The sequence below is a fragment of the Halomonas sp. 25-S5 genome (assembly GCF_029889845.1).
GTDB lineage: Bacteria > Pseudomonadota > Gammaproteobacteria > Pseudomonadales > Halomonadaceae > Halomonas.
This window is the reverse complement of sequence record NZ_JARANV010000014.1, coordinates 66,512-87,455: the sequence shown is the minus strand read 5'-3', so window position 1 is coordinate 87,455 and position 20,944 is coordinate 66,512. Positions and strand designations below refer to the sequence as shown.

The following is a 20,944-nucleotide window of genomic DNA, read 5'->3' as shown; positions in this document are numbered from 1 at the left end:
CCATACGAACGAGGCCCCGACGGTTGCCCGCCGGGGCCTCTGTGCTGACGGGCCTGGTTCGCGTTTACTTGTCCAGGAAGCCCTTGCTGACAAACTTGCCGTCCTCGACCGCCATTTCCTCGACGACACCCGGCACGTCGCCTTTCTCGTCGAACTCGTGGCTGCCGGAGGCGCCCTCGTAGTTGATCTCGGTGCCGGCGGCGATCAGCTCCTTGGCCTTCTCCCACTCGCCGGGCAGGATCACTTCGCCCGGGGCGGAGGAGACGCTGCGTAGCGCCGCGGCCACGCCCTCGCGCTCGGCGCTGCCGTTCTGCTCGATGGCCAGCGCCAGCAGGAAGGTGGCGTCGTAACCCTGGCCGGCAAACACCGCCTCGTGGGCGATGCCGCCCGCCTCGGCCTGCTCAACGAAACGCTCTGTTCCCGGCGTGTCCGGGTTGCCCGGGCGAGTAGCGATGAAGCTGTCGTTGAGCACCTCCTCGCCCACGTTGTCGAGCAGGCCGGAGATCACCATGCCATCGGCGCCGATGTACTGAGTGAACATGCCGCTCTCATACGCCTGGCGCACCACCGTCTGGCCGGAGGTGTCGCCGTAGGCCAGCACCACCAGGTCGGGCACGCCGGTCGCCGAGAGGGTGCCGAGCTCGGAGCGGTAATCGGCACGGTTGTCCTCGTGGGCCAAGTTCTCGGCCACGGTGCCGCCCTCGGCCTCGTAGGTGGCCACGAAAGCGTCGGCCAACCCGCGGCCATAGTCGTTGTTGACGTAGGTGACCGCCACCTCGTCGATGCCCTTGGCTAGCAGCATCTTGGCCAGCGCCTCGCCTTGGAAGGCGTCGGAGGGCACGGTGCGGAACACCAGGTCGTTGTCCGCGAGCTCGCTCACCGCCGGCGCCGTGGAGGCCGGCGAGACCATCACCACACCGCCGGGAATAGCCGCGTTGTTGGCGGCCGCGATGGTCGCACCGGTGCACAGTGCCCCGACGATGGCCGTGACGTGTTCGCTGTTGACCAGGCGGTCGGCGGCGTTGGAGGCCGCCGAAGCGTCCGAGCAGGTGGTGTCACCGGTGGGCATCTCGATCATCTGGCCATCGAGGAGTCCACCCTGCTCGTTGACGTGCTGCACGGCCAGCTGCGCGGCATCATACACCGGAGGGGTCAACGTCTCGATCGGACCGGTGAAGCCCCCCAAGAAGCCGATCTTCACCTCAGCCTGGGCCATGCCGGAAAGGGCCACCGTGGACGCGGCGACTGCCATCGCCAGTACGTGTTTTTTCATGATTGTTTGTCTCGCTCAGGTTGCTTGAGTAACACACCTACACAATCTGGAACCCTTCTCCGCAGAACACAAGCTCCCCTCGCCAACGCTCCTGGCGATGAGGCCTATACTGACTGGTGTCCATCAACGCTGGAGGCACACCATGATCCATCCGCTTCACGCCACCCTGACCCTGGCCGCCACCCTGGGCCTCGCCACCGGCAGCGCCTTCGCCTTCGAGCCCGCCGGCCAGGACGTCACCTATGACGTCGGCAACGAGGCCTTCGCAGGTTACCTCGCCACTGCCGAGGGCGAGGCCCGCGGCAGCGTGCTGGTCATCCACGACTGGGACGGCCTCGATGACTACGAGCGCCAGCGCGCCGACATGCTCGCCGAACAGGGCTATGACGCCTTCGCCATCGACCTCTACGGCCAGGGCAATCGCCCGGCGGAAACCACCGCCAAGAAGGCCGAGACCGCCCGGCTCTACGAGGACCGCGAGCGCATGCGCCGCCTGACCCTGGCTGGCCTGGCCGAGGCCCGCCAGCAGGGGGCCGCCCGGCCCACCGTGGTGATGGGCTACTGCTTCGGCGGCGCCGTGGTGCTCGAGCTCGCCCGCTCCGGTGCGGCCGACGATGTGGCCGGCTATGCCACCTTCCATGGCAGTCTGGCGACTCCCGAGGGCCAATCCTACAGCGGCGACACCGCCCCGATCCTGATCGCCCACGGCGGCGCCGACCAGTCGATCTCCCTGGGCGACGTCGCCAGCCTGGGCAAGAAGCTCGAGGCCGCCGGCGTCACCTACGAGATCCAGATCTACTCCGGCGCACCCCACGCCTTCACCGTCTTCGGCAGCGACCGCTACCAGCAGCGGGCCGACGAGAAGTCCTGGTCCGCCTTCCAGGGCATGCTCGACGAAGTGCTGTAACCATGCATATCACCTCCCTCTCCGGCAGCCGCGCCGAGATCGGCGAGGCCCACGGCCGCGCCCATGCCGGGCTGATCACCCACAGCCTCGAGGTCTATGACCGGCTGTTCCGGGACTTCGTGGGCCTGGACTGGGCCGGGGCGCGCCACACGGCCGCCCGCTTCCTGCCGATGATCGAGCGCGGCTTCCCGGCCATCCTCGAGGAGATGCAAGGCATCGCCCACGGGGCCGGGCTCGACTTCGAGGACATCCTCACCCTCAACTGCCGCAGCGAGATCTCGCTGACCCAGGCCAGCGGCGGCTGCTCCGCCTTCGCCCTGAACCACAACGGCACTCAGTGGCTGGCCCAGAACTGGGACTGGCGCACCGACCAGCTGCACAACGTGGTGGCGCTCGAGATCAGCGGCCTCGACGCCCCCGCCCTGATCAGCATTGGCGAGGCCGGCATGGTGGCCAAGATCGGCATGAACGAACACGGCATCGGCGTGTGCCTCAACGCCATCCGCTCGCGGACCTGCGGCGAGGGGCTGCCCATCCACGTCGCCCTGCGCAAGATCCTCGAGAGCGCCGACATGGAAGGCGCCGTGGCCGTGGCCAGCCGCGACCGGGTCTGCTCGCCCGCCCACTTCCTGATCGCCAGTGCCCAGGGCGGCAACGAGGGGGACCAGGCCGCCGGCCTGGAGGTGCACCCCGGTGAGCCCGGCCGGCTGGCCCCCGAGGGCGGCCTGGTCACCCACACCAACCACCTCTATGCCCGCGCCGCCACCCGCCAGGTCGAGGACTTCCCGCGGCCCGATTCCCGCCCGCGCCTGGCGCGGCTGGATAGCCTGCTGCGCGAGCGGCTGCCCGCCGAGGGCGAGCTCGGCGAGGGCGAGCTGTTCGCCATCCTGAGCGACCACGACAACGCCCCGCTCTCCATCTGCCGCCACTTCAATCCCGACCAGCCCCCCGAGGAGCGCATGGAGACGCTGTTCTCGGTGGTGATGAACCTGACCCAACGTCGCCTGACGCTGCGCCACGGCAAGCCCTGCGAGAGTGACGAGAGCCTGACCGTGCAGTTTGGCGCCGAGTGACCGCCCGGCCCCGCCGGGCGGGCGTTCACCCTGCCAACGCCTCCTCCACCAGGCCGCGCGCCTCGGCCGTCATCGGCAGCCCCAGCGCCAGCTCATGGGCCCGCGGCGACATCTTTTTCCAGGTCATCTGCACGATGCGGATCAGGTGGTCATGGTCGATCTGCTTCGAGAAGTCGCCGAAGTAGTTCTCCAGGAACACCAAGCAGGCGCAGTCCTCCACCGCCTGGGTGCCCGGGTCGCGCCCCAGGCCCTGCTTGCGGATCATCCGTGCCACCGCCTCGGCCTGCTCGGCGGTGTAGCCCGCCGCCTGCATCAGCCGGGCGGTGGTCTCGCCGGCGCGCTGGCCCTGGTCGCGCCGCCAGGTGAGATAGCCCACCCGCCCCTCGGGATAGTCGCTGCGCGGCACCTGCCAGCGCTGCAGGTGCTGGCCGCGCACCGCCAACCACATCAACGCGTCGGGGTGCTCATGCAGGCGCTCCAGCCAAGCACTCATGCGCCCGGCATGCCACAGCTCCTGGGGCAACGGCTCGCCGTCCACCTCTACACGGCGCGGGTCCTCCGCATGCAGGGCGTCCAGGGCGGCGAGGGTCTGATCAAGGGGGGAAAGGGGCATGGGTCTAGCCTCCGTGTGGAACAAGCTGGCCAGCCCGGTGGCCATCACGCCACCGGGCCGAGATATCCGCCTGTTCTGAAGCAAAACCCCATGCAGGTCAATCTTGTGGATCGTTGCCCTGACCGGAGGCCCTTCCCCAGCCAGCCGGGATGTCGGCGCCTTCGAGCCCCTCGAAGCGATCGGTGACGTAGGTGCTGTGACACGCCACGCAGGACTCGGTCATGCGCCCGTATAGCGCCACCTGCCGGGCGGTATTTCCCGCACGACCAGCCTCGGCCAGGGACGCCGAGAGTTCGTGCAGATAGCCATCCATCTCCAGGAACTCCGCGGGCACAGCGGCCTTCAGGTCCTGACGGTCCTGATCGGTCAACGACTGCGAGAGGATGAAGCTGTCATGGATCGCTTGTCCCTTCTCGGCCACCACGGCGTGGCGCCCCTGGATGATGGCGCTGTAGACCTCGTGCATGGCCAGCTCGACCTGGATCATCTCCTTCTGCAACAGGCCCTGCAGCTTGGGCGTCAGGTCCGGCCGGACGGGCTCCGCGGCCAGGCTGGACGCACTGGCCACCAGCGCGACCAGGGTGCCCAGGGCTAGGGCGACCCGCCGGCCACGGCCGGGGGTCAACGAACGGCTCGATAGGGGGAATAGCATGGTCTGTCTCCTCTGGTGGCTCGCACTCCAAGTGCTCAGCCCTGGAAAGCGTAGTTGCCACCCGGCGGGGCCGCCTTGAGCCAGGTCAGTCCCATCCCGATCTCTACCCCCTGTCGCCACACAGCAGGCCACTGCGGCGGATCTCCCTCAGCCGCCCGCCGCCGATACGGAAGTCCGCATCATCTCGCTGGCATCGTAGCGGAGATGATGCGTAGAGATTGGCATATTCGCCCGAGGTGGTAGAGGAAACAGGCGTGTCATGGAACCGACAAGGTGCTGTCATCGGGAGACAGGATGATGCTCCTGCGGAACTCATCATCCTCGGAGGCTCTCATGAATTTCACCCGTCGCGATGCCCTCAAGATCGGTATAAAGGGGGGGGCCACTCTCGGCGCCTGCCTGGCCGCCCCCTCCATCGTGCTGGCCCAAGGCCGGCGCCCGGTGCTGCCCTACGGCGTGATGAGCGGCGACATGCTTCATGACCGTGCCATGCTCTGGGCCCGTGCCGACCGTGCCTCACGCATGCTGGTGGAGATCGCCGACAACCCCGAGTTTCTTGGTGCTCGCCAGCTCACTGGCCCCGAGGTGCTGCCCGCCACCGACCTGACCGCCAAGCTGGACATCACCGGCCTGGCCGACATGGATACCGCCCACTACCGCGTGCGCTTCGCTGCCCTGGATGACCATCGCGCGATCAGCGAGCCAGTTACCGGGCAGCTGCGCCTGCCGCCGACCACGCGTCGCAACGTCCGCTTCGTCTGGTCCGGCGACACCGCCGGCCAAGGCTGGGGCATCGACGAGTCCCGCGGCGGCATGACCACCTACGCCACCATGCGCCGGCAGCGGCCCGACTTCTTCATCCACTCCGGCGATACCGTCTACGCCGACGGCCCCCTTGAGGAGAGCGTGACGCTGGACAACGGCGAAATCTGGCGCAACCTGGTCACCCCAGAGAAGCGCAAGGTGGCCGAAACCCTGCAGGAGTTCCGCGGCCAGTTCGCCTACAACTTGATGGACGCCAACGTGCGGCAATTCAATGCCGAGGTACCCATGCTCGCCCAGTGGGACGACCACGAAACCCTGAACAACTGGTACCCGGGTGAGCTCCTCGACGACAGCCGCTACACCGAGAAGAACGCCAGCCTGCTAGCGGCACGCGCACGCCGCGCCTTCCTCGAGTACATGCCGCTACGCCAGATGCCCGACGCCCCCGGCAGGATCCACCGGTGTTTCGCCTACGGCCCCGGCCTCGAGGTCTTCATGCTGGACATGCGCAGCTATCGCGCCGCCAACAGCCGCAACCGACAGAGCGACGGCGAGGCCGCCACCTTCCTGGGCCAGGACCAGCTACGTTGGCTGCTCGACGGCCTGCGCCACTCCACCGCCACCTGGAAGATCATCGCCGCCGACATGCCCATCGGGCTGATCGTGCGCGACGGCGAGCACTTTGAAGCCATTGCCAACGACCATCACGGCGCGCCGCTGGGGCGCGAAATGGAAATCGCCGACCTGCTGCGCGCCATCCGTGACGAAGCCATTCACAACGTGGTGTGGCTCACCGCCGATGTGCACTACACCGCCGCCCACCACTACTCACCCGAGCGCGCCAGCTTCAAGGAGTTCGCGCCCTTCTGGGAGTTCGTCAGCGGCCCGCTCCACGCCGGCACCTTCGGCCCCGGCGAGCTGGATGGCACCTTCGGCCCCGAGGTGGTGTTCCAGAAGGCCCCGCCGGAAGGGCAGTCCAACCTGCCGCCCTCCGACGGCTACCAGTTCTTCGGCCAGGTGGACTTGGACGGCGAGAGCGAGACCCTCACCGTCACCCTGATGGACTCCGCCGGCAACGCCCTGCACAGCCAGGCGCTGGAGCCCCAGCCGGCCTGATGATCCCCATGGCAGACAGCGCCGCCAGGTCTTGGACCCGGCGGCGCTGTCGTGAACAGGCTTGCTTCAGATGAAGATCCAGCGCAAAACCGGCCATCGCGAGCAGGAACAGCGTCAGGCCGATGCGCCGCGCCTGCGGGGATCGGGGTTACAGCGGCGACAGTGGCGTGAACGGCAACGGTTGAGCCCCGCGCCTGCGGGGATCGGGGCTTCAAGAAGACTCGCTTCAACGGCAAGGACGGTTGAGCCCCGCGCCTGCGGGGATCGGGCCCTGTAGCCGCCTATGGTCAGGCCGATGAACGGTTGAGCCCCGCGCCTGCGGGGATCGGCTACGGCCCACCACATAGCCGCCCAGGCCGACCGGTTGAGCCCCGCGCCTGCGGGGATCGGAGCTGCCAATCATTCCACGGATCTAGGGCGATCGGTTGAGCCCCGCGCCTGCGGGGATCGGGAACCCGCCGGCTCCGGCGAACAGGTCTATGGCGGTTGAGCCCCGCGCCTGCGGGGATCGGAACGAGCTGCTGGATGCACTCTGCACGGCAGACGGTTGAGCCCCGCGCCTGCGGGGATCGGGTTACGGGAGGAGTTTTCTGGCGGCCTTCGGCGGGTTGAGCCCCGCGCCTGCGGGGATCGGGTCGAGCTGTACAGCAACCCCGGCGAGATCGTGCGGTTGAGCCCCGCGCCTGCGGGGATCGGCAGATCGCCCGCCACGAGACCGACGCCACCGACGGTTGAGCCCCGCGCCTGCGGGGATCGGCGCGAGAGCTATCCGCCGGCCCAGGGCATGTACGGTTGAGCCCCGCGCCTGCGGGGATCGGGGCACCGGTGCCGGCGTGGTCAACGCCGTGGGCGGTTGAGCCCCGCGCCTGCGGGGATCGGCACATCGGAGCCAACCACCATCGGCGGATACGCGGTTGAGCCCCGCGCCTGCGGGGATCGGCCTACGGAGGAACAGAGCATCGAATCATCGGCCGGTTGAGCCCCGCGCCTGCGGGGATCGGCGGGTCTCGGCGAACCGCCCGCGCCTCGGGAACGGTTGAGCCCCGCGCCTGCGGGGATCGGGGCATCAAGCCCATCACCCCTTGGCGCGTAACCGGTTGAGCCCCGCGCCTGCGGGGATCGGGCCACCACCACCGCTCATCGCATCATCGCCACCGGTTGAGCCCCGCGCCTGCGGGGATCGGCCAGGATCGCGTTGACCGCCTCGAAGCCCAGACGGTTGAGCCCCGCGCCTGCGGGGATCGGACGGTCAGATGGTGGCGGCGCTGCTTGATGAACGGTTGAGCCCCGCGCCTGCGGGGATCGGCCGCCGCGCCACGGTAGCCTGTCCACCGCAGTCGGTTGAGCCCCGCGCCTGCGGGGATCGGGCGGCCACCCTTGCCGGTGTCCATGGCCTGATCGGTTGAGCCCCGCGCCTGCGGGGATCGGTTGTGCTCGCAGAGATAGAAGGCGGTTTCGGGCGGTTGAGCCCCGCGCCTGCGGGGATCGGCAGAGCACGGTCCATCGGCCTTTCTCCTTAGCCGGTTGAGCCCCGCGCCTGCGGGGATCGGCTGCCCCTCGGCATCGCGGGCCTTGTCGATGACGGTTGAGCCCCGCGCCTGCGGGGATCGGTTCTCGGTGCTGGTGTCCGTCTCACTGAGCAGCGGTTGAGCCCCGCGCCTGCGGGGATCGGCGCGGCACCATCGTGCGCGACCTGACCTACAGCGGTTGAGCCCCGCGCCTGCGGGGATCGGGATCGCGGGTGAGGTCAAGACCGGCCATCGGCCGGTTGAGCCCCGCGCCTGCGGGGATCGGTTGTGGCACGCTGGAAGCTATGACCCTGCAGACGGTTGAGCCCCGCGCCTGCGGGGATCGGACTAATCGTAACCACTTGTCCTGCAAAAGGAAAATCGCCAGCGGAATTTCCACCAGCGATTTTGCCTATTTTTTGTTCAGCCTGGTTTTTTAAAGAGCCAAACTTATCAACTACTTGGCTTCAATCGGCATAAAGCGCACCAAGCGTAAGCCATCATGGTCCCAGGGCTCGCGGCGGTTGGTGCCATGGGTCTGAAACTCGAAACCGGATTCATGGTTACTGGCCCAGGCCATCACGACATTGCCATCTTCGGCCAGGGCGTTGACCTGCTCCCAGATCATCTCCCGAATGCGCTTGCTGACATCACCGACATAAACCCCCGCACGGATTTCCAGTAACCAAATGGCGAGCCTGCCTCGCAGGCGCGGGGGTACGGCTTCGGTCACTACCATGAGCATGGCCATTATCCACTCCTGTGCCCGGCATCACCGATGGAAGACGGTTCGGGTATCGCCGGGGGCACGGCCTCGGGGGCGGGAGGTGGCGGTTCAATCTCACCGGCTGCCAAGACTTCTTCGATCATGGGAATCAACCGCTGAAGAATCTTGGCCTGCTTGAAGGCATCCCGACAGGCAATGCGCACTTCACGCTCCGGCATGGGCGGGTTGCGCGCTGCAACTCGAAAGGCGGCTGGCACCACCGTATCGAACTTGACGATATCGGCAATATCGTAGACAAAGCTCTTCGGCTTGCCGGTATGCAGAAAGCCGATGGCCGGTGCATAACCCGCCGCCAGTATGGCCGCCTCAGTGAGGCCATAGAGACAAGCTGTTGCGGCGGAAAGGCATTGGTTGGCGACATCGGAGGCATCCCACTGGGCCGGGTCATAACGGCGACCCGACCACTTGACGCCATGCTGCTTGGCAATCAACTGGTAGGTCTTGCGAACCCTGGCCCCCTCCATGCCGCGCAACTGGTCGACACTGCGCCGTGACGGCGGAGGCTCGCCGAAGCGCAGCTCGAACATCTTGCGCACCACTTTCAGGCGCAGCGAATCGTCCAGTGCTAGCTGTGCCTGATAGAGCAGCTTGTCGGAACGTGCTCCCCCCGGTTGGCCAGCGCTATAGAGGCGCACACCGGCATCGCCGATCCAGATCAGTAGCGTACCGACTGTCGCGGCCAACTTGACGGCAGCATGCGAAACCCGGGTTCCGGGTTCGAGCATCAAGCAGGTCACCGCCCCCACGGGAATGTGCATACGTTCGCCGTTCACCTCGTCGATGACGACGAAGGCCCCATCACGCACATCGATCTGCCCCTTGCGAAGGAAAATCATCGACATGCGGTCCTTTTCCGGAATCGGCTTGAGTGGAACGAACCCCATAACAGCCTCCCTACCCCTGAAGAATGCCTATGGCCGGCGGATCAGCATCAGCCCACAACCGAAGGCCTTGGCACGCCCGATTCCCCGCGCCAGCGTCTCGACCAGGCGCCCCGGATCCACGACTTCCAGCAGCCCTTCGTAATCCACACTGGAGAACTGGATGGCGTCTCGCCGGCCGGGTTTCTGCAGCGCGTGCTGACGATAGGCGCCCACCTCCGGCGGAACCGGGAGATGAAAGCCAAATCCTTCCGATCGTTCGACCAACCAGTCTCGTGCAGCCTGATCCATCGCGTGAACACAGTCAGCGCTGGTGCGCTGTCCTGGCGGAAACGGCTTCTTCGCCGTCATCAACACGTCGCTGCGCGGTGAATGCCTGGCGCCCGGTACTCGCCTGGCCACGGTAGGATTGGCGCGGAGCCGAAACGCCAGGCGATCTCCAGGCTCGAGCGTGGGCGCGAACGGCTTGCTCTGCACGTCAAGCAAGTCCGCCATGGCGACCGGCTCCCGGTCGGATAGCACGTAGAACAATGGCAGCCCCTTGGGAATTTTCCCTTGAGTGCCATCCGCCTCCTCCATTTCCTGGCGGAACAGGAAGGGGCGCGGTGCATCGAGATCGGGAAACAGTCGCCACAACAACTGGTGTGCCCCGTAGGCACCGCCTTCCAGGATCTCGAACAAGGTCTCACGGGTGAGCCCGTTGAGATCGACACGAACGCGTGAGAGATACATCAGCGCTTCTCCCCGTGGTGTTCCAGGCGCCGGAACTCGACGCGCGGCCCGAATTGCCAGCGCCGGCGGTTGAGGGGCCGGTCCCAGACCTCGGAAGACTGCACGCCACTGACTTGATCGTGGCCGTCCAGTCGCTCGGGGCCACCCTCCCAGGCATACAGCACGTCATCGGGAAGCCGCAGGACTCTCTTTTCGCCGGGAACCACTTCGTCGAACACGCTATCAAGGGCTCCCCGCAAGTGCTCGGCCTCGACCCGGCGAGGCGCCAGGGGGGCGGCCAGGGGGCAGGACTTGCGCCCCAGGTAGAGCGGAAAGCTCGGTCGACGCAAGGCCGTCTCCAGGGCCTCGAGGGTATGATTCGCCCCCTCGGTGAGCCATACCGCCGCCGTCCAGAGGCCGTCGCAGCGGTAATCACGGCTGGAAAGAATGGTGTTGAGGACCTTGCGAGGGGCATTCAGCTCATCCCGCCGCGTGCGATAGGTCACCTTGGCCTGGGCCGCCGGCACCTGGGCAGTGTGATAATCGCGCAGCAGGATGCCGGGAGAACGCTGCTTGATGGCGATATGCACGCTGTCACAGAGGGCCCGTTGCTCCGCCTCGTCTTCGCGTTTGATGCCCAGAGCCGCCGCCAGCAGACCGATGATCGCCCCTCGCCCGGGATGGGTGGCGGTGGGGCGAGTCTCGCCCACGGCGGCCTCCCCCCAGCTGGCGAGCGGCGCATAGAGCCGAAAGACCAGATATTCCGTCATGACGGCTCCTTACCGATCGGCCTTGAGAAACTCGACTAGGCCAGAGAGGTTGCCGGTGACGGCTTCTCCCTCGAAGGAAGGGCCAGGGTAATCCGGCAGCGCAGAGAGGACATAGCGCCGCTCGGCACAGGGCCCGTATGCCGTGTCAAATGCCTTCGCTTGTTTCTCGAGGCGCCGGACGGCCTCCTCGGCCTGATCCTGACCGGTGACCGGGCGCAGGAAAGATGCCGAGAGCGAGCGTGGCTGCTGATCGCCCTTCTCGGCCAGCACATAGCTGGCGTGGGCACGGGAGCCGAAGCTGTTCTGCTTGCCCTTGGGCGAGGTCCGCACGGCGGCCTCCACCAGGGCGGCGATGGCTCGATCGGCCAGTTCGCTATCGCCCTGGAGGTTGTCGATCAGTTGCTGGCGATCGATGCAGACATAGCTGTAGAACAGGCCTGCACCGAAACCGGCCTCACCGACGTGGGCGGCCCCGCGGTGCTCATCGCCGGTGTTGAGATCGTCCACGGCGGTGAAGTAATCGTCCTCCACTTCGGCGGCATGAACGGTGATGGCGTGGGCCACCTGGCAGGCTGCCTCGACGTTATATTCCGGAACCGCCGCCAGCATACGACCGAACAGGGCGATATCCGCTGCAGCGGGCTTATGGCGCAGCAGCTTGAGATCCGCCTCCGCCGGTGCCCGGTTCTCAGTGACCAGTGTCTCGACCAGGGCATCCACCGCCGCCTGCTCCTCGGGTCCGATATGCACCAGTTGGCTGGTCGCGAGCTCGCCCTTCGCCACGTCGCCGAAGACCTTGGCAATCTCGGTTGCCCAGGCGCGGGCGTCCTTTGCCTTGATACCTTTCTCGAGTAGGCGCTGCTCAGCCTCTATTCCTACCCGCTTGGTGCGCTGACCACGGTGCTGCCCCAGCGCCTCCTCGAACAGCGCCGAGGTGCGCCAGGTACGCTTGAGGCTCTGGGAGGAGACCCGCAGGCGCTTGGCGCCTCCCATGATGGCGGTCTTAGGCCGTCCCAGGTCGTCGCGGTTGAGGTTGGCCGGCGGATAGGCGGTCAGCAGATGAAGCTGGAGAAAATGGCTCATGATGAAAGTCTCTGTCGTCGTGATGGCAAAAATGGGCGCTCATGCACCGCTATGTGGCAGCGCCCCGAAGTAGTCGTTGGCCCAGACGAAGCCGAGCCGTTTCGTGGGCCGGGAGTCCAGCCCACCGCGGTATTCCCGCCACCAGAGCGCAATGTTGTCGGCCAGGTAGACGACGCTGACGTCTTTCCTGTCGATCAGCGCCAGGGCACGCCGCAGTCGCTGCACCAGCTCTTCCGGTGTGCGGCAACCCATCAACTGCTGGAAACGCAGCTCGCTCATGAGCGGCTTGCCGGTCTTCTCCTTCTCCTTGCCCAGCCGGCTCCCCAAGGTGGCATTCGGTTTGTCCCCGCGAACTTCCGTCAGCACCAGGGCAATACAGCTCCAGGCCTGGAGTCGTTCGTCACGCAGCTGAACCGACGCCCCGGGTAGCCGCTGCCAGAGATGGCGAAAGCCTTCGGTCAGCATGGCGGCCTCCGAGGATTCGCAACGCTTTAGTCGGGCACGCACGCCCTTCGGCCAGGGCGGCACCGTGGTGAAGGCTTTCAGTTCCTCGGAGGAGAGCGTCAGGCGCTGCCACCACTGGCGCAACTCAAAGGCCTCGTCTGGCTGCAGTGCCAGCAAACGTTCGGGAACCGCGCGCTCTTTCTGCGTACCCCCCATGATCGTCTCCTCGCTCATGGCGCAACCTCCTCGGTGGGTGTGGCTTCCTGGGCTGCCGTGAGCGGGAAACCGCCCTCTTCGGCAAAGTTCTTCACAACCGTTCCCCCTTTGCCTCCCGCCAACCAGGCCAGCAGGTGTCGGCGGGCCCGAATCACACGCTTCATGTCCAGCTCGACCGGCGGACCGCTCAGGGACTGGTCATCGAACAGTCGCAGCGCCTCGAACTTGAGTGCCTGATACCACGCCTTGGCGACCCGCGACGGCACATGCGGACCCTCGCCCTGCTGCAGGGCCACCTGCATGTCGAATAGCGCGCGGAAGAAGTTAGGCTCGGTCGCGTCATAGAACTGGCTGTCGATGGGGCTCATGTCCCCCTTGGCATCACCGGGGCGAGCGAACCAGGCAGCCTTGACCTGATTGCGCACCGTCCAAGCCACCTGGCGTGCCAGCTCCGTGAAGGATTGCACCCAGGCCCTGAGCGTCTCCTGCTGCTCCGGTGACACCGCCACCAGCGGCATCTCCACGGCGTACCAGGCACGGGGCTTCATCTTGTCGAGATCGTAGCCGAAGGCCCATAGCCTGGCATGCGAGAGCAGTGCCTTGATGTCGTCACCCCACTGCCGGGCTAGCCGGTTAGCGGGAGCCTTGCCATGGAGGTAGTCGTGCACCACACCCGCCGGCAAGGAGCCACTGTTCTTTGGGTCTTCTAGCACCAGGTGCGACCAGTGGCGATACCCCAAGCCGCCCGGCTGTCCCTTGAGGGAAAGAGGCGGTTCCTGGGGTTTCTTGGGATCACGGCGATAGGGGGTCAACGGATGCTGCCAGGGGCCGGCATAGTTGATGCCCTGCTTTCGAGCCCGAATCTCACGAACGCTTCGTTGAGACTCCCTGCCGCAGAGGTCGCATCGGCAGAAGGAATCTTCCACCAGTAGGCGGAAGCGACGCGGCATCGACCAGTACGGATGCAGGGGGTGCATCTGCTCCGGCAACACTTCGGTACCCATGCGATCGCTGATTCGGGTCGTCCCCATCCAGGGAAAGAGGGTGGCGTCATCGGCTCGCGGCGCAGCGCTTTCCTGGCCTCGCCGGGTGATCGAGGCGAGGGGCAACACATTCAGCCACAGACGCTGCCACAGGCTGGCCTCAGCGTCGTCCGGCAGCACCAGAGTCGTCAGCGGGCCACCGCCGCGCAGGCCTACCCGAATACCCGCCCCACCAGCGGGGGCATTGACCTGCATGGTGAAGAGAGCCAACGCTGCGCAATCCGGGCAGATCGTATCGACCCGACCGCGCTTGACGAACAGGTCCGTGTTGTTCTTGACGCCATTGGCCCCCGGCGAGTCGATCAGAAGTCCCGCCACCGTCGCCGGTTCGGTTTCCGCCAACGGATCAAGGTCCTGCATAAAACGCGGCCCTTCGCCATCCAATGCAAAGGCCGCAGAAAAGGGCGTGAAGGAAGTCTCCAATGCCTCACCAACCGGTGGGTCGGCGAAGCGATCCAGCCACTCATCGTGATCCTTCGGCACCAGCGCGGACTGGAGCAGGCCGATCAGCCACTGATAGGCCGCCCCTTGGAAATCGGCGCGTGGCAATGCCAGGTCGACGATATCCGGATCGGCGATGGCCGAGGGTGGGCGGTAGGCGACGCTACCATCCCTGGCACGGAAGGGGAGCCATGAGGCCCATAACAAGTTCATGCGTCACACTCCTTGCAAATGACGGTTCACTCAACCTAGATCAGAAAGCCACATCACACAAAGGAAGAAGAGCATTGACATCACAACACCCAAAACGATAATCGAAACGAGGTTCCTCTCCTCAGAGAGGATGACCCATAAGAAGAGCAGTGAACTGCCTACTGGGATATGTGCTCCCCGCCCTAGCGGGGCTTCTCCTGGTGGTTCCATGACGACTCGGGGCTTATGCTGTCCCAAGGTCGTTGAAACCGGGACCCATGGAGCCTTCAAATGCCGACGCACTATGATCAGGACGCCTATGCCTGGGCTCTGGAGCAGGCCTCTCTGCTGCGCCGCGGCAAACTGGACCAACTCGACACCGAGCACCTGGCCGAGGAGATCGAGAGCATGGGCAAGAGCGAACGTCGTGCCTTGGTCAGCCAACTGGCCCGGCTCTTCATCCACCTGCTCAAGTGGGACCACCAACCCGAACGCCGCTCGCGCAGCTGGTCCCTGACCATCCAGGATGCCCAGGTCAAGGTGACAAGGCTGTTGAGCGAAAACCCGAGCCTGAAGGGCTCGCTGGGCGAGCTGATGTCCGAGGCCTATGACGATGCCCGACGGGCCGCCGCCATCGAGGCCGAGCTGGACCTGGATACCTTTCCGGAGCAATGCCTCTACAGCTTCGACGAAGCGATGACCTTCACTCCCGAGGATTCCCCCTGACCCGGCGATCAGCGTGAGAATTCCACCCCACGTTGCGGGCTGTACCCACCGCCAGGATCGGACTCGGCAAGCCACGGCTGAACGAAGCGCAGCGCCGGGTAGCGCTCCTGCAGGGCCTCCCATTGGGCCTGGCACTCCCCAGAAAGGGCAGCCAGCTTGCGGGCCTGGCTCTGGCGCAGCTTGAGCTGGCTGAGCATGTCGGCATGCCGCTCGCCCTCGGCCCATAGCCTCAGAGAACCCTCGGCATCGCACGCGAGCAGCGCCACATTGACCGTCGGCTCATCGACCAGTCGTGTGCCGATCTCCTGCTCTTCCTGCCACTTGTGTCGATCCCAGATATAGCCGGCCTCCAGCTCCAGAGCATTGAAGGTCGCCATGGACTCGGCGACTCCCTGCATGCCGCGTTGCTCCCAGCGCGCGCCTTGGAGGCCGTCCGGCACCTGATCGGCCACCTCGCCATAGACCCCCTCGATCAAAGGCCGCGCCTCCTCGGGCATGCGGATGGCGCCCCGGTCGCGCAGCACCCGCTGAGTCAGCCAGAGCAGCGAGGTGTCACGGTAGACGGCATTGGTGCCGGGCAAGGCACGCTTCAGCCATTGTTCATCCGGATCCTCCGACCAATCGGGAGCCAGCACCTTGAGGATGGGCGGACGCCTGAAGCCACGCGCATGCCGTTGCAGGCGACCGGCGCGCTGAACCAGCAGGTCGATGGGGGCGAGATCGCTGACCATCAGGTCGACGTCGCAATCCAGGGATTCCTGGAAGACCTGGGTGCTGATCAGCACCTGGCCGCTACGCCGCTGTGGCGAGGACGCCTTGCCCAGCCGGTCGATGACCTGCGATTCGATGCGTTGCCGGTCGATCATGGCGAAGCGGCTGTGGAAAAGTAGGCAACGCTCGGGGTCGGGGTGGCGCTCACGCACCGCCTCAAAGGCGCGAATGGCATCATCCACCGTGTTGCGCACCCAGGCGACGCACTCACCGGCCTCGACGGCGGCCAGGAGGATGTCGATGGCCTGCTCTTCCTGCGTCAGCCAGTCGACCTTAACCTCGCGCGACACCTCAGGGTGCGAGCCCAATGCCACCTCCCGCGGTCCCTCGGGGGTTATCTGCGTCAAAAGCGGAAAATCGTCTCGCACCAGAGACATAGGCTCACGGGAAAGCCCGGTCCACCAGGCCGCGGCCAGGGATTCGCGCATCGCCTTGGGTAGTGTGGCGGTGAGCAGGATGGCACTGCCGCCCTGGCGAGCATGATGGCTCAACAGCTGGCCCAGTAGCGTCTGCATATACTGGTCGTAGGCGTGCACTTCATCGACGATCAGCACCTTGCGCGCCAGGCCATAGAGCCGCAGCGACTGATGACGAAACGGTAGCAGCCCCATCAGGGCCTGATCGATGGTGCCGACTCCCACCTCGGCGAGCAGCGCCTTCTTGCGCGAGTCGGCGAGCCAGCGATTGCACTGCGCCGTGGCCGTCGCTTCCCCCGGCTCGTAGTCGCGGTCGCCGGGTTGGGGCCGGTCGATCGCCAGGGTGAACGCCTCGTTCAAGCGGCTGGCCCCATGGGCAAGCACGAAGGAAGGATGAGAATCGGCGGTATAGAAGCGGCGATGCAGATTGCCGAGACGCTCGTACATGGCGTTGGAGGTCGCCATGGTGGGCAGGGCGAAGTAGAGGCCCTCGCCATGCCCCTCGGCCAGCAGCCGCTGGGTGAGGATGCAGGCGGCCTCGGTCTTGCCGGCGCCGGTAACGTCCTCGAGGAGGAACAGTTGCGCTCCCGCCGAGAGCGGGATCGACTCGGCCTCGCGCTGCAAGGGCGTCGGCGTGACCGGCTGGCCATTGAACCAGGGCGCCAGCCCAGCGTAGGCCAATGGCTGCGGCAGTCGATCGAACCCGGTATCGCGCAACACCCGCTCGGCTCCCGGCTGGGCAGACTGCTCCCAGTACTCGGCAAGCGGCCTAGGCGACTGGCAATACGGGAAGTGCTGCTGATGAGAACCCAGCCAATCGCTGAGCGTCACCCAGCCCGCGATGGTCCAGCTCAGCGACCGGAAGGTCTCCAGCCACGCAGCCGACAGCAACTGCTCAACGGGCCATTCGACCTGGATAAGTGCCGCCCACTCGGCGACGAACCGGTGAGCGGCTTCGACGTCATCGCCTCGCTCATCCCGGTCGAAGAAGCGATCGAGCGCCAACTGGTCCGCCTCGACCGGCTGGCCATGGTGGCCGAACATCGGCGTCATCAGGGCCTTCATGGCTTCGCCGAGTTGCCGGCGCGAGCTGCGCTCCAGCCGGATATCAGGCCAACGCAACACCCCCTCGCGCAGCCAAGCTATCCAGCACCGATCCCACAGCAAGGCACCCAGCCGGTCATGGCGTTCGGTGTAGACCAGCCGCTCGATGGCGGGCACCAGGTCGACGCCTTCGGGTTGCGCCAGACCCTGGAAGGCCCGCGAGAACTTGCCGAGATCGTGCAGGCCCAGCAGGAAAACGAGGAAACAGCGCAACGCCTCGGGTGACATCTCGAGCTGAGTTGCCAGGCGCCGAGTCAAGGAGTATTCGGGAGCAAAAAGGTGCCAACCCACGGCGGCCACATCGAGACTGTGATAGGGCAGCAAATGGCATTGCTCCCCTTCAGCAGCCGGCTTCGCCTTTCCCCAGTAGCGGTGATATGACATCCCTGTCTCTCCGAATGGCATCCTCGTCTTTCATCCAAACACCCCTAACCCCACTCCGCCACCCCTGTGCATCCAACCACCGTACCCTTCAACCCGGTCCTGACTTCGTTCATGCTGAGGTCTCCACCACGGAAGGAGGCGTCTCGCCATGCCCGAAGCCACGGCACTCGCCTGGGATACCCTGGCCCGCTACCGGCTGATCGAGATCTTGGCGCTGTGGGAAGGTCGGGTGGTGGCCTCACAGCTAGGCGAGGCCTTCGGCATCGGGCGACAGCAGGCGCAGAAGGTGCTGCGCCAGTACCGCGCCGTGGCGCCGGGCAACCTCCTCTACGACGAATCGCGCAAGGGGTTCCTGCCTACCGAGTCCTTTGCACCACGATTCGTCCGGGGCCGGGTTGAGGAGTACCTGCACCTGATGGGTTCCGATCAAGCGCCGGCGTCGCCCTTTGCCGGGCTGAGCCTCGCTTCGGCCACCACCGAATCGCTGCCGCTGCCCAGCCGCAAGGTCTCACCGAGGGTCGTGCGCGAGATCGTCAAGGCCGCGCGTGATGAGCAGCGCCTGGAGGTCACCTACGCGTCCTTCACCAGTCCCGCGGGCGAAGACCGCATCCTGGTGCCGCATACCCTGGTGTTCGCCGCCGGGCGCTGGCACGTGCGTGCCTTCTGCGAGAAGCATCGCGACTACCGGGATTTCGTGCTGAGCCGCTTCCGCGGCGTGCCTGAACCGTGTGGCGACATGCTGGGCGAACACGGCATCGCCGAGGACATGGCCTGGCATACCCGGGTCGAGGTGCGCCTGATTCCCGACCGTCGGCTGCCACCGCGGGAGCGCGCGCTCATCGCGGGGGACTTTGGCATGCAGAACGGTGAGCTTGCCCTGTCGTGCCGAGGCCCGCTGGTGCTGTATGCGCTACGCGAGGTGGGGGTGAATCCCCATCACGTCGAGACCGAACCACGGGCCCAGCAGGTCGAGATCGCCAATGCCCAGGCACTGGCACCCTGGATCCACTGGGGCTAGGAGAGTACATGGCGATCGAACAAGGCTGGAAGCTCGCTGACCGAAGGCTACTCGCAGATCGACCCGGCCAAGGACGACGACGATACCGAGCACCTGGTCCCACACCGTGGAGCGCCTGATGCAGGTATGGCGCATCAGCGACGAACGCACATAACAGCCCCCGCCTAGGCTCGTGAGGGCCAGGAGGTGGGTGCCGTATTAAAGCACAAGGTTGAGGGCGCTGAGCCCATTAGGCTCAGGCCTGCATCCTGAGCGCATTGGCCGGCATAGCCGGCCGGTCATCCAGTCGGATACGGGTCAGCACATAGACCAAGGGGCGCTCGGGGTTGCCATTGGTGCGGAATACTTCGCCGTCCAACTCAGCGCCCCGGTCCAGCATGCGGTGCAGCATATCCAAGTGCCCCCTGGGAACATAGCCCAACTTGTGTCCGGCGCTCTCCATCCTGATGGCTTGCGCCTCAACCGAGTTCTCGGGCTCCGGCACGAATTGAACGGGGTCACCCTCACTCAGCTCTGCCGCGTTGAGTTCGGCCTCGTGGCGAAAGCCTGCTATCTCCACCAGCACCTCGAAGGCTTCAGGAGGGTCATCGAAGGGGTGAACCAGCTCGAACCCGTCGTTGGGCAGCTTGGCACCACTGTAGCCCAGCAGGGCGAAATCGCTGATCTCGGCATCGGAGGGAATGGCACGCAGCTCCAGATAGCGACTGAAATCCCCTCGGCTTCGCGGCGGCAGCCGGCGCTTGAAGGCCTCAATCACCTGGTGGCTGTGCTCCACCTGCTTCAGCGGGAACGCCGGATAGCCCTCGAAGCCCATTTTTCTCGCTTCTGCCATCTCGGGACCATGGTCGTACTGAAGCACTATCTGACCGCCCTTCATCACCAGCTGACCCACACGGTAGCGAGAGCGCTTCTTGCTCTCACGGGCCTGCCAGTAGAGCAGCAGCCGCTGTGGTTCCACCAGATGTTCGATAAAGCGGGTCATGTCAGTTCTCCAGTGCCTCCAGCAGGCGCGCTCTCCTTGTCAGCGTCAGGAAGGCAATAAACTCAGCACGTTGCACTGTCAGTGGATGCGGAAGGTCAAACTGTGTGAGGCGGTGCAGCATGGCCTGCAAGTCATCTTCGCACCATCCCTGCAGCCGTTCTATCAGTATCGGTCGGATATGGGGAAAGTTCCGACAGTACTCGGCGACTCCTTCGATCAGGGGTAGGCGCCGCCTATCACCCCCTGGAGAAGTCAAAGGGAGCCGGGTCCGGGCAGACCAGCAATAACTTGTCCCGAGCGCCCACCGGGAAGACTTCGTACTCCTGATGGATGTCCCAGCCCGCAATATCGATAACCTGGCCCGGCCCTTGCTCGACTCCCTCACGATCGATCATGGCGTCGCCCCAGCCACCCGGAATCAAAAAACTTCTCAGCAGCTTCACCGCAGAGCGGATCCGCCGATCGGGGCCGTGTTGCTCGTTACTATAGCATCCTGCGTTCCACAAGCATCACGCCGCCCCCCATTTCGTTAGCCGCCTTTGTTTTCTCGCTTCTTGCACCTTCGCTGCAGCTTTGACGCAGATAATCCCCACATAACAGAGCAAGCCTCCCCCCTCCCCGGCGTCACCGTGACAGTCACTGAAGGAGGCAAGATATGAAGGTACTGAAACCCTGGCAGGCCGTGGGCATCACGGTCGCCGTTAGCTTTCTACTGGTGCTTTGGGAAGTGCCCGCCTCGACCTGGGCCACCTCGGCCACCCTAAGCCTGGCGGCGGGGGTGGCGGCCCTGGCGCTGATGGCTACCTCGGCCATCCTGGCCGGCCGCTGGGGCTGGGTGGAGCTGGTACCGGTACCCGCCGGGCCAAACAGCGCGGCCTTCCGTGAGCGCTTGGCCGAGATCGCCCGCGAGGTGCCGGCCGACAGCGTGGAGATCCGCTTCTGCGGTCCCCAGGGGCTGAAGGAGGCGGTGAGCCAGCAGATGGAGGAGCTGGGCATTCCGCGCCGCAACCTGGCCTATGAGTACTTCGATTTTCGATAGTATCGCCACCGCGGGCGATGGCCGCGTCC

Annotated in this window: 19 protein-coding genes and 1 CRISPR repeat array; of the genes, 6 read left to right on the top strand and 13 right to left on the bottom strand. The window is 65.7% G+C overall.

Going from position 1 to position 20,944, the window contains the following annotated elements:
• Positions 1–64: 64 nt before the first annotated feature.
• Positions 65–1,276, bottom strand: coding sequence for an ABC transporter substrate-binding protein (locus OP498_RS11400; protein WP_280550385.1), 1,212 nt, complete (start codon positions 1,274–1,276; stop codon positions 65–67).
• Between the two features lie 139 nt (positions 1,277–1,415).
• Here OP498_RS11400 and OP498_RS11395 point away from each other — a divergent pair, with 139 nt between their 5' ends.
• Complete coding sequence (locus OP498_RS11395) at positions 1,416–2,180, top strand: dienelactone hydrolase family protein (protein WP_280553596.1); 765 nt, start codon at positions 1,416–1,418, stop codon at positions 2,178–2,180.
• Positions 2,181–2,182: 2 nt separating this feature from the next.
• Positions 2,183–3,253, top strand: a complete 1,071-nt coding sequence (locus OP498_RS11390) for a C45 family autoproteolytic acyltransferase/hydolase (protein WP_280553594.1) — start codon at positions 2,183–2,185, stop codon at positions 3,251–3,253.
• Positions 3,254–3,278: 25 nt separating this feature from the next.
• Here the strand turns inward: OP498_RS11390 and OP498_RS11385 are convergent, their stop codons facing one another.
• Both OP498_RS11385 and OP498_RS11380 read right to left on the bottom strand, forming a co-directional pair.
• A complete protein-coding gene (locus tag OP498_RS11385) occupies positions 3,279–3,866 on the bottom strand; it encodes a DUF4202 domain-containing protein (protein WP_280550368.1) in 588 nt (195 codons plus the stop codon).
• Between the two features lie 97 nt (positions 3,867–3,963).
• A complete protein-coding gene (locus OP498_RS11380) occupies positions 3,964–4,518 on the bottom strand; it encodes a hypothetical protein (RefSeq protein WP_280553593.1) in 555 nt (184 codons plus the stop codon).
• 333 nt (positions 4,519–4,851) lie between these two features.
• On the opposite strand from OP498_RS11380, the gene OP498_RS11375 reads away from it, so the two are divergent.
• Positions 4,852–6,399 carry an alkaline phosphatase D family protein gene (locus OP498_RS11375; RefSeq protein ID WP_280553591.1) on the top strand — a complete coding sequence of 516 codons (1,548 nt, stop codon included), beginning with the start codon at positions 4,852–4,854 and terminating at the stop codon, positions 6,397–6,399.
• Positions 6,400–6,516: 117 nt separating this feature from the next.
• A CRISPR array of direct repeats spans positions 6,517–8,254; the repeat unit is 29 nt; unit sequence CGGTTGAGCCCCGCGCCTGCGGGGATCGG.
• Positions 8,255–8,364: 110 nt separating this feature from the next.
• Here the strand turns inward: OP498_RS11375 and cas2e are convergent.
• Genes cas2e through casA form a run of 7 tightly spaced genes read right to left on the bottom strand, consistent with a single transcriptional unit; the run spans position 8,365 to position 14,496 of the window.
• Entirely contained in the window at positions 8,365–8,658 is a 294-nt protein-coding gene (gene cas2e, locus OP498_RS11370) for a type I-E CRISPR-associated endoribonuclease Cas2e (RefSeq protein WP_280553589.1), read from the bottom strand.
• Complete coding sequence (cas1e, locus tag OP498_RS11365) at positions 8,658–9,578, bottom strand: type I-E CRISPR-associated endonuclease Cas1e (RefSeq protein ID WP_280553587.1); 921 nt, start codon at positions 9,576–9,578, stop codon at positions 8,658–8,660. The genes cas2e and cas1e overlap by 1 nt, the downstream gene beginning before the upstream one ends.
• Before the next feature lie 27 nt (positions 9,579–9,605).
• On the bottom strand, positions 9,606–10,307 hold the full coding sequence (cas6e, locus tag OP498_RS11360) for a type I-E CRISPR-associated protein Cas6/Cse3/CasE (RefSeq protein ID WP_280553586.1): 702 nt from the start codon (positions 10,305–10,307) through the stop codon (positions 9,606–9,608).
• Positions 10,307–11,056: a type I-E CRISPR-associated protein Cas5/CasD gene (gene cas5e / locus OP498_RS11355; RefSeq protein WP_280553585.1), complete on the bottom strand. Its 750-nt coding sequence runs from the start codon at positions 11,054–11,056 to the stop codon at positions 10,307–10,309. Before cas5e ends, cas6e begins: the two co-directional genes overlap by 1 nt.
• Before the next feature lie 9 nt (positions 11,057–11,065).
• Positions 11,066–12,139 carry a type I-E CRISPR-associated protein Cas7/Cse4/CasC gene (cas7e, locus tag OP498_RS11350; protein ID WP_280553584.1) on the bottom strand — a complete coding sequence of 358 codons (1,074 nt, stop codon included), beginning with the start codon at positions 12,137–12,139 and terminating at the stop codon, positions 11,066–11,068.
• A gap of 39 nt (positions 12,140–12,178) precedes the next feature.
• A complete protein-coding gene (gene casB / locus OP498_RS11345; protein WP_280553583.1) occupies positions 12,179–12,817 on the bottom strand; it encodes a type I-E CRISPR-associated protein Cse2/CasB in 639 nt (212 codons plus the stop codon).
• Positions 12,814–14,496 (bottom strand): type I-E CRISPR-associated protein Cse1/CasA, encoded by a 1,683-nt coding sequence (gene casA, locus OP498_RS11340; RefSeq protein ID WP_280553581.1) that lies wholly within the window; start codon positions 14,494–14,496, stop codon positions 12,814–12,816. The genes casB and casA overlap by 4 nt, the downstream gene beginning before the upstream one ends.
• 270 nt (positions 14,497–14,766) lie before the next feature.
• On the opposite strand from casA, the gene OP498_RS11335 reads away from it, so the two are divergent.
• Positions 14,767–15,201: a DUF29 domain-containing protein gene (locus OP498_RS11335; RefSeq protein WP_280553580.1), complete on the top strand. Its 435-nt coding sequence runs from the start codon at positions 14,767–14,769 to the stop codon at positions 15,199–15,201.
• 8 nt (positions 15,202–15,209) lie between these two features.
• Here the strand turns inward: OP498_RS11335 and cas3 are convergent, their stop codons facing one another.
• The gene (cas3, locus tag OP498_RS11330) at positions 15,210–17,876 is read right to left on the bottom strand and encodes a CRISPR-associated helicase Cas3' (RefSeq protein ID WP_280553579.1); all 2,667 of its coding nucleotides are present in this window, start codon (positions 17,874–17,876) and stop codon (positions 15,210–15,212) included.
• Positions 17,877–18,024: 148 nt separating this feature from the next.
• On the opposite strand from cas3, the gene OP498_RS11325 reads away from it, so the two are divergent.
• Positions 18,025–18,894, top strand: coding sequence for a WYL domain-containing protein (locus OP498_RS11325; RefSeq protein ID WP_280553578.1), 870 nt, complete (start codon positions 18,025–18,027; stop codon positions 18,892–18,894).
• Positions 18,895–19,129: 235 nt separating this feature from the next.
• On the opposite strand, the gene OP498_RS11320 is transcribed toward OP498_RS11325, so the two are convergent.
• Positions 19,130–19,876, bottom strand: a complete 747-nt coding sequence (locus OP498_RS11320; RefSeq protein ID WP_280553577.1) for an HIRAN domain-containing protein — start codon at positions 19,874–19,876, stop codon at positions 19,130–19,132.
• 236 nt (positions 19,877–20,112) lie between these two features.
• On the bottom strand, positions 20,113–20,319 hold the full coding sequence (locus OP498_RS11315; protein ID WP_280553575.1) for a hypothetical protein: 207 nt from the start codon (positions 20,317–20,319) through the stop codon (positions 20,113–20,115).
• Positions 20,320–20,531: 212 nt separating this feature from the next.
• Here OP498_RS11315 and OP498_RS11310 point away from each other — a divergent pair, with 212 nt between their 5' ends.
• Positions 20,532–20,915, top strand: coding sequence for a hypothetical protein (locus tag OP498_RS11310; protein ID WP_280553574.1), 384 nt, complete (start codon positions 20,532–20,534; stop codon positions 20,913–20,915).
• Positions 20,916–20,944: the final 29 nt, after the last annotated feature.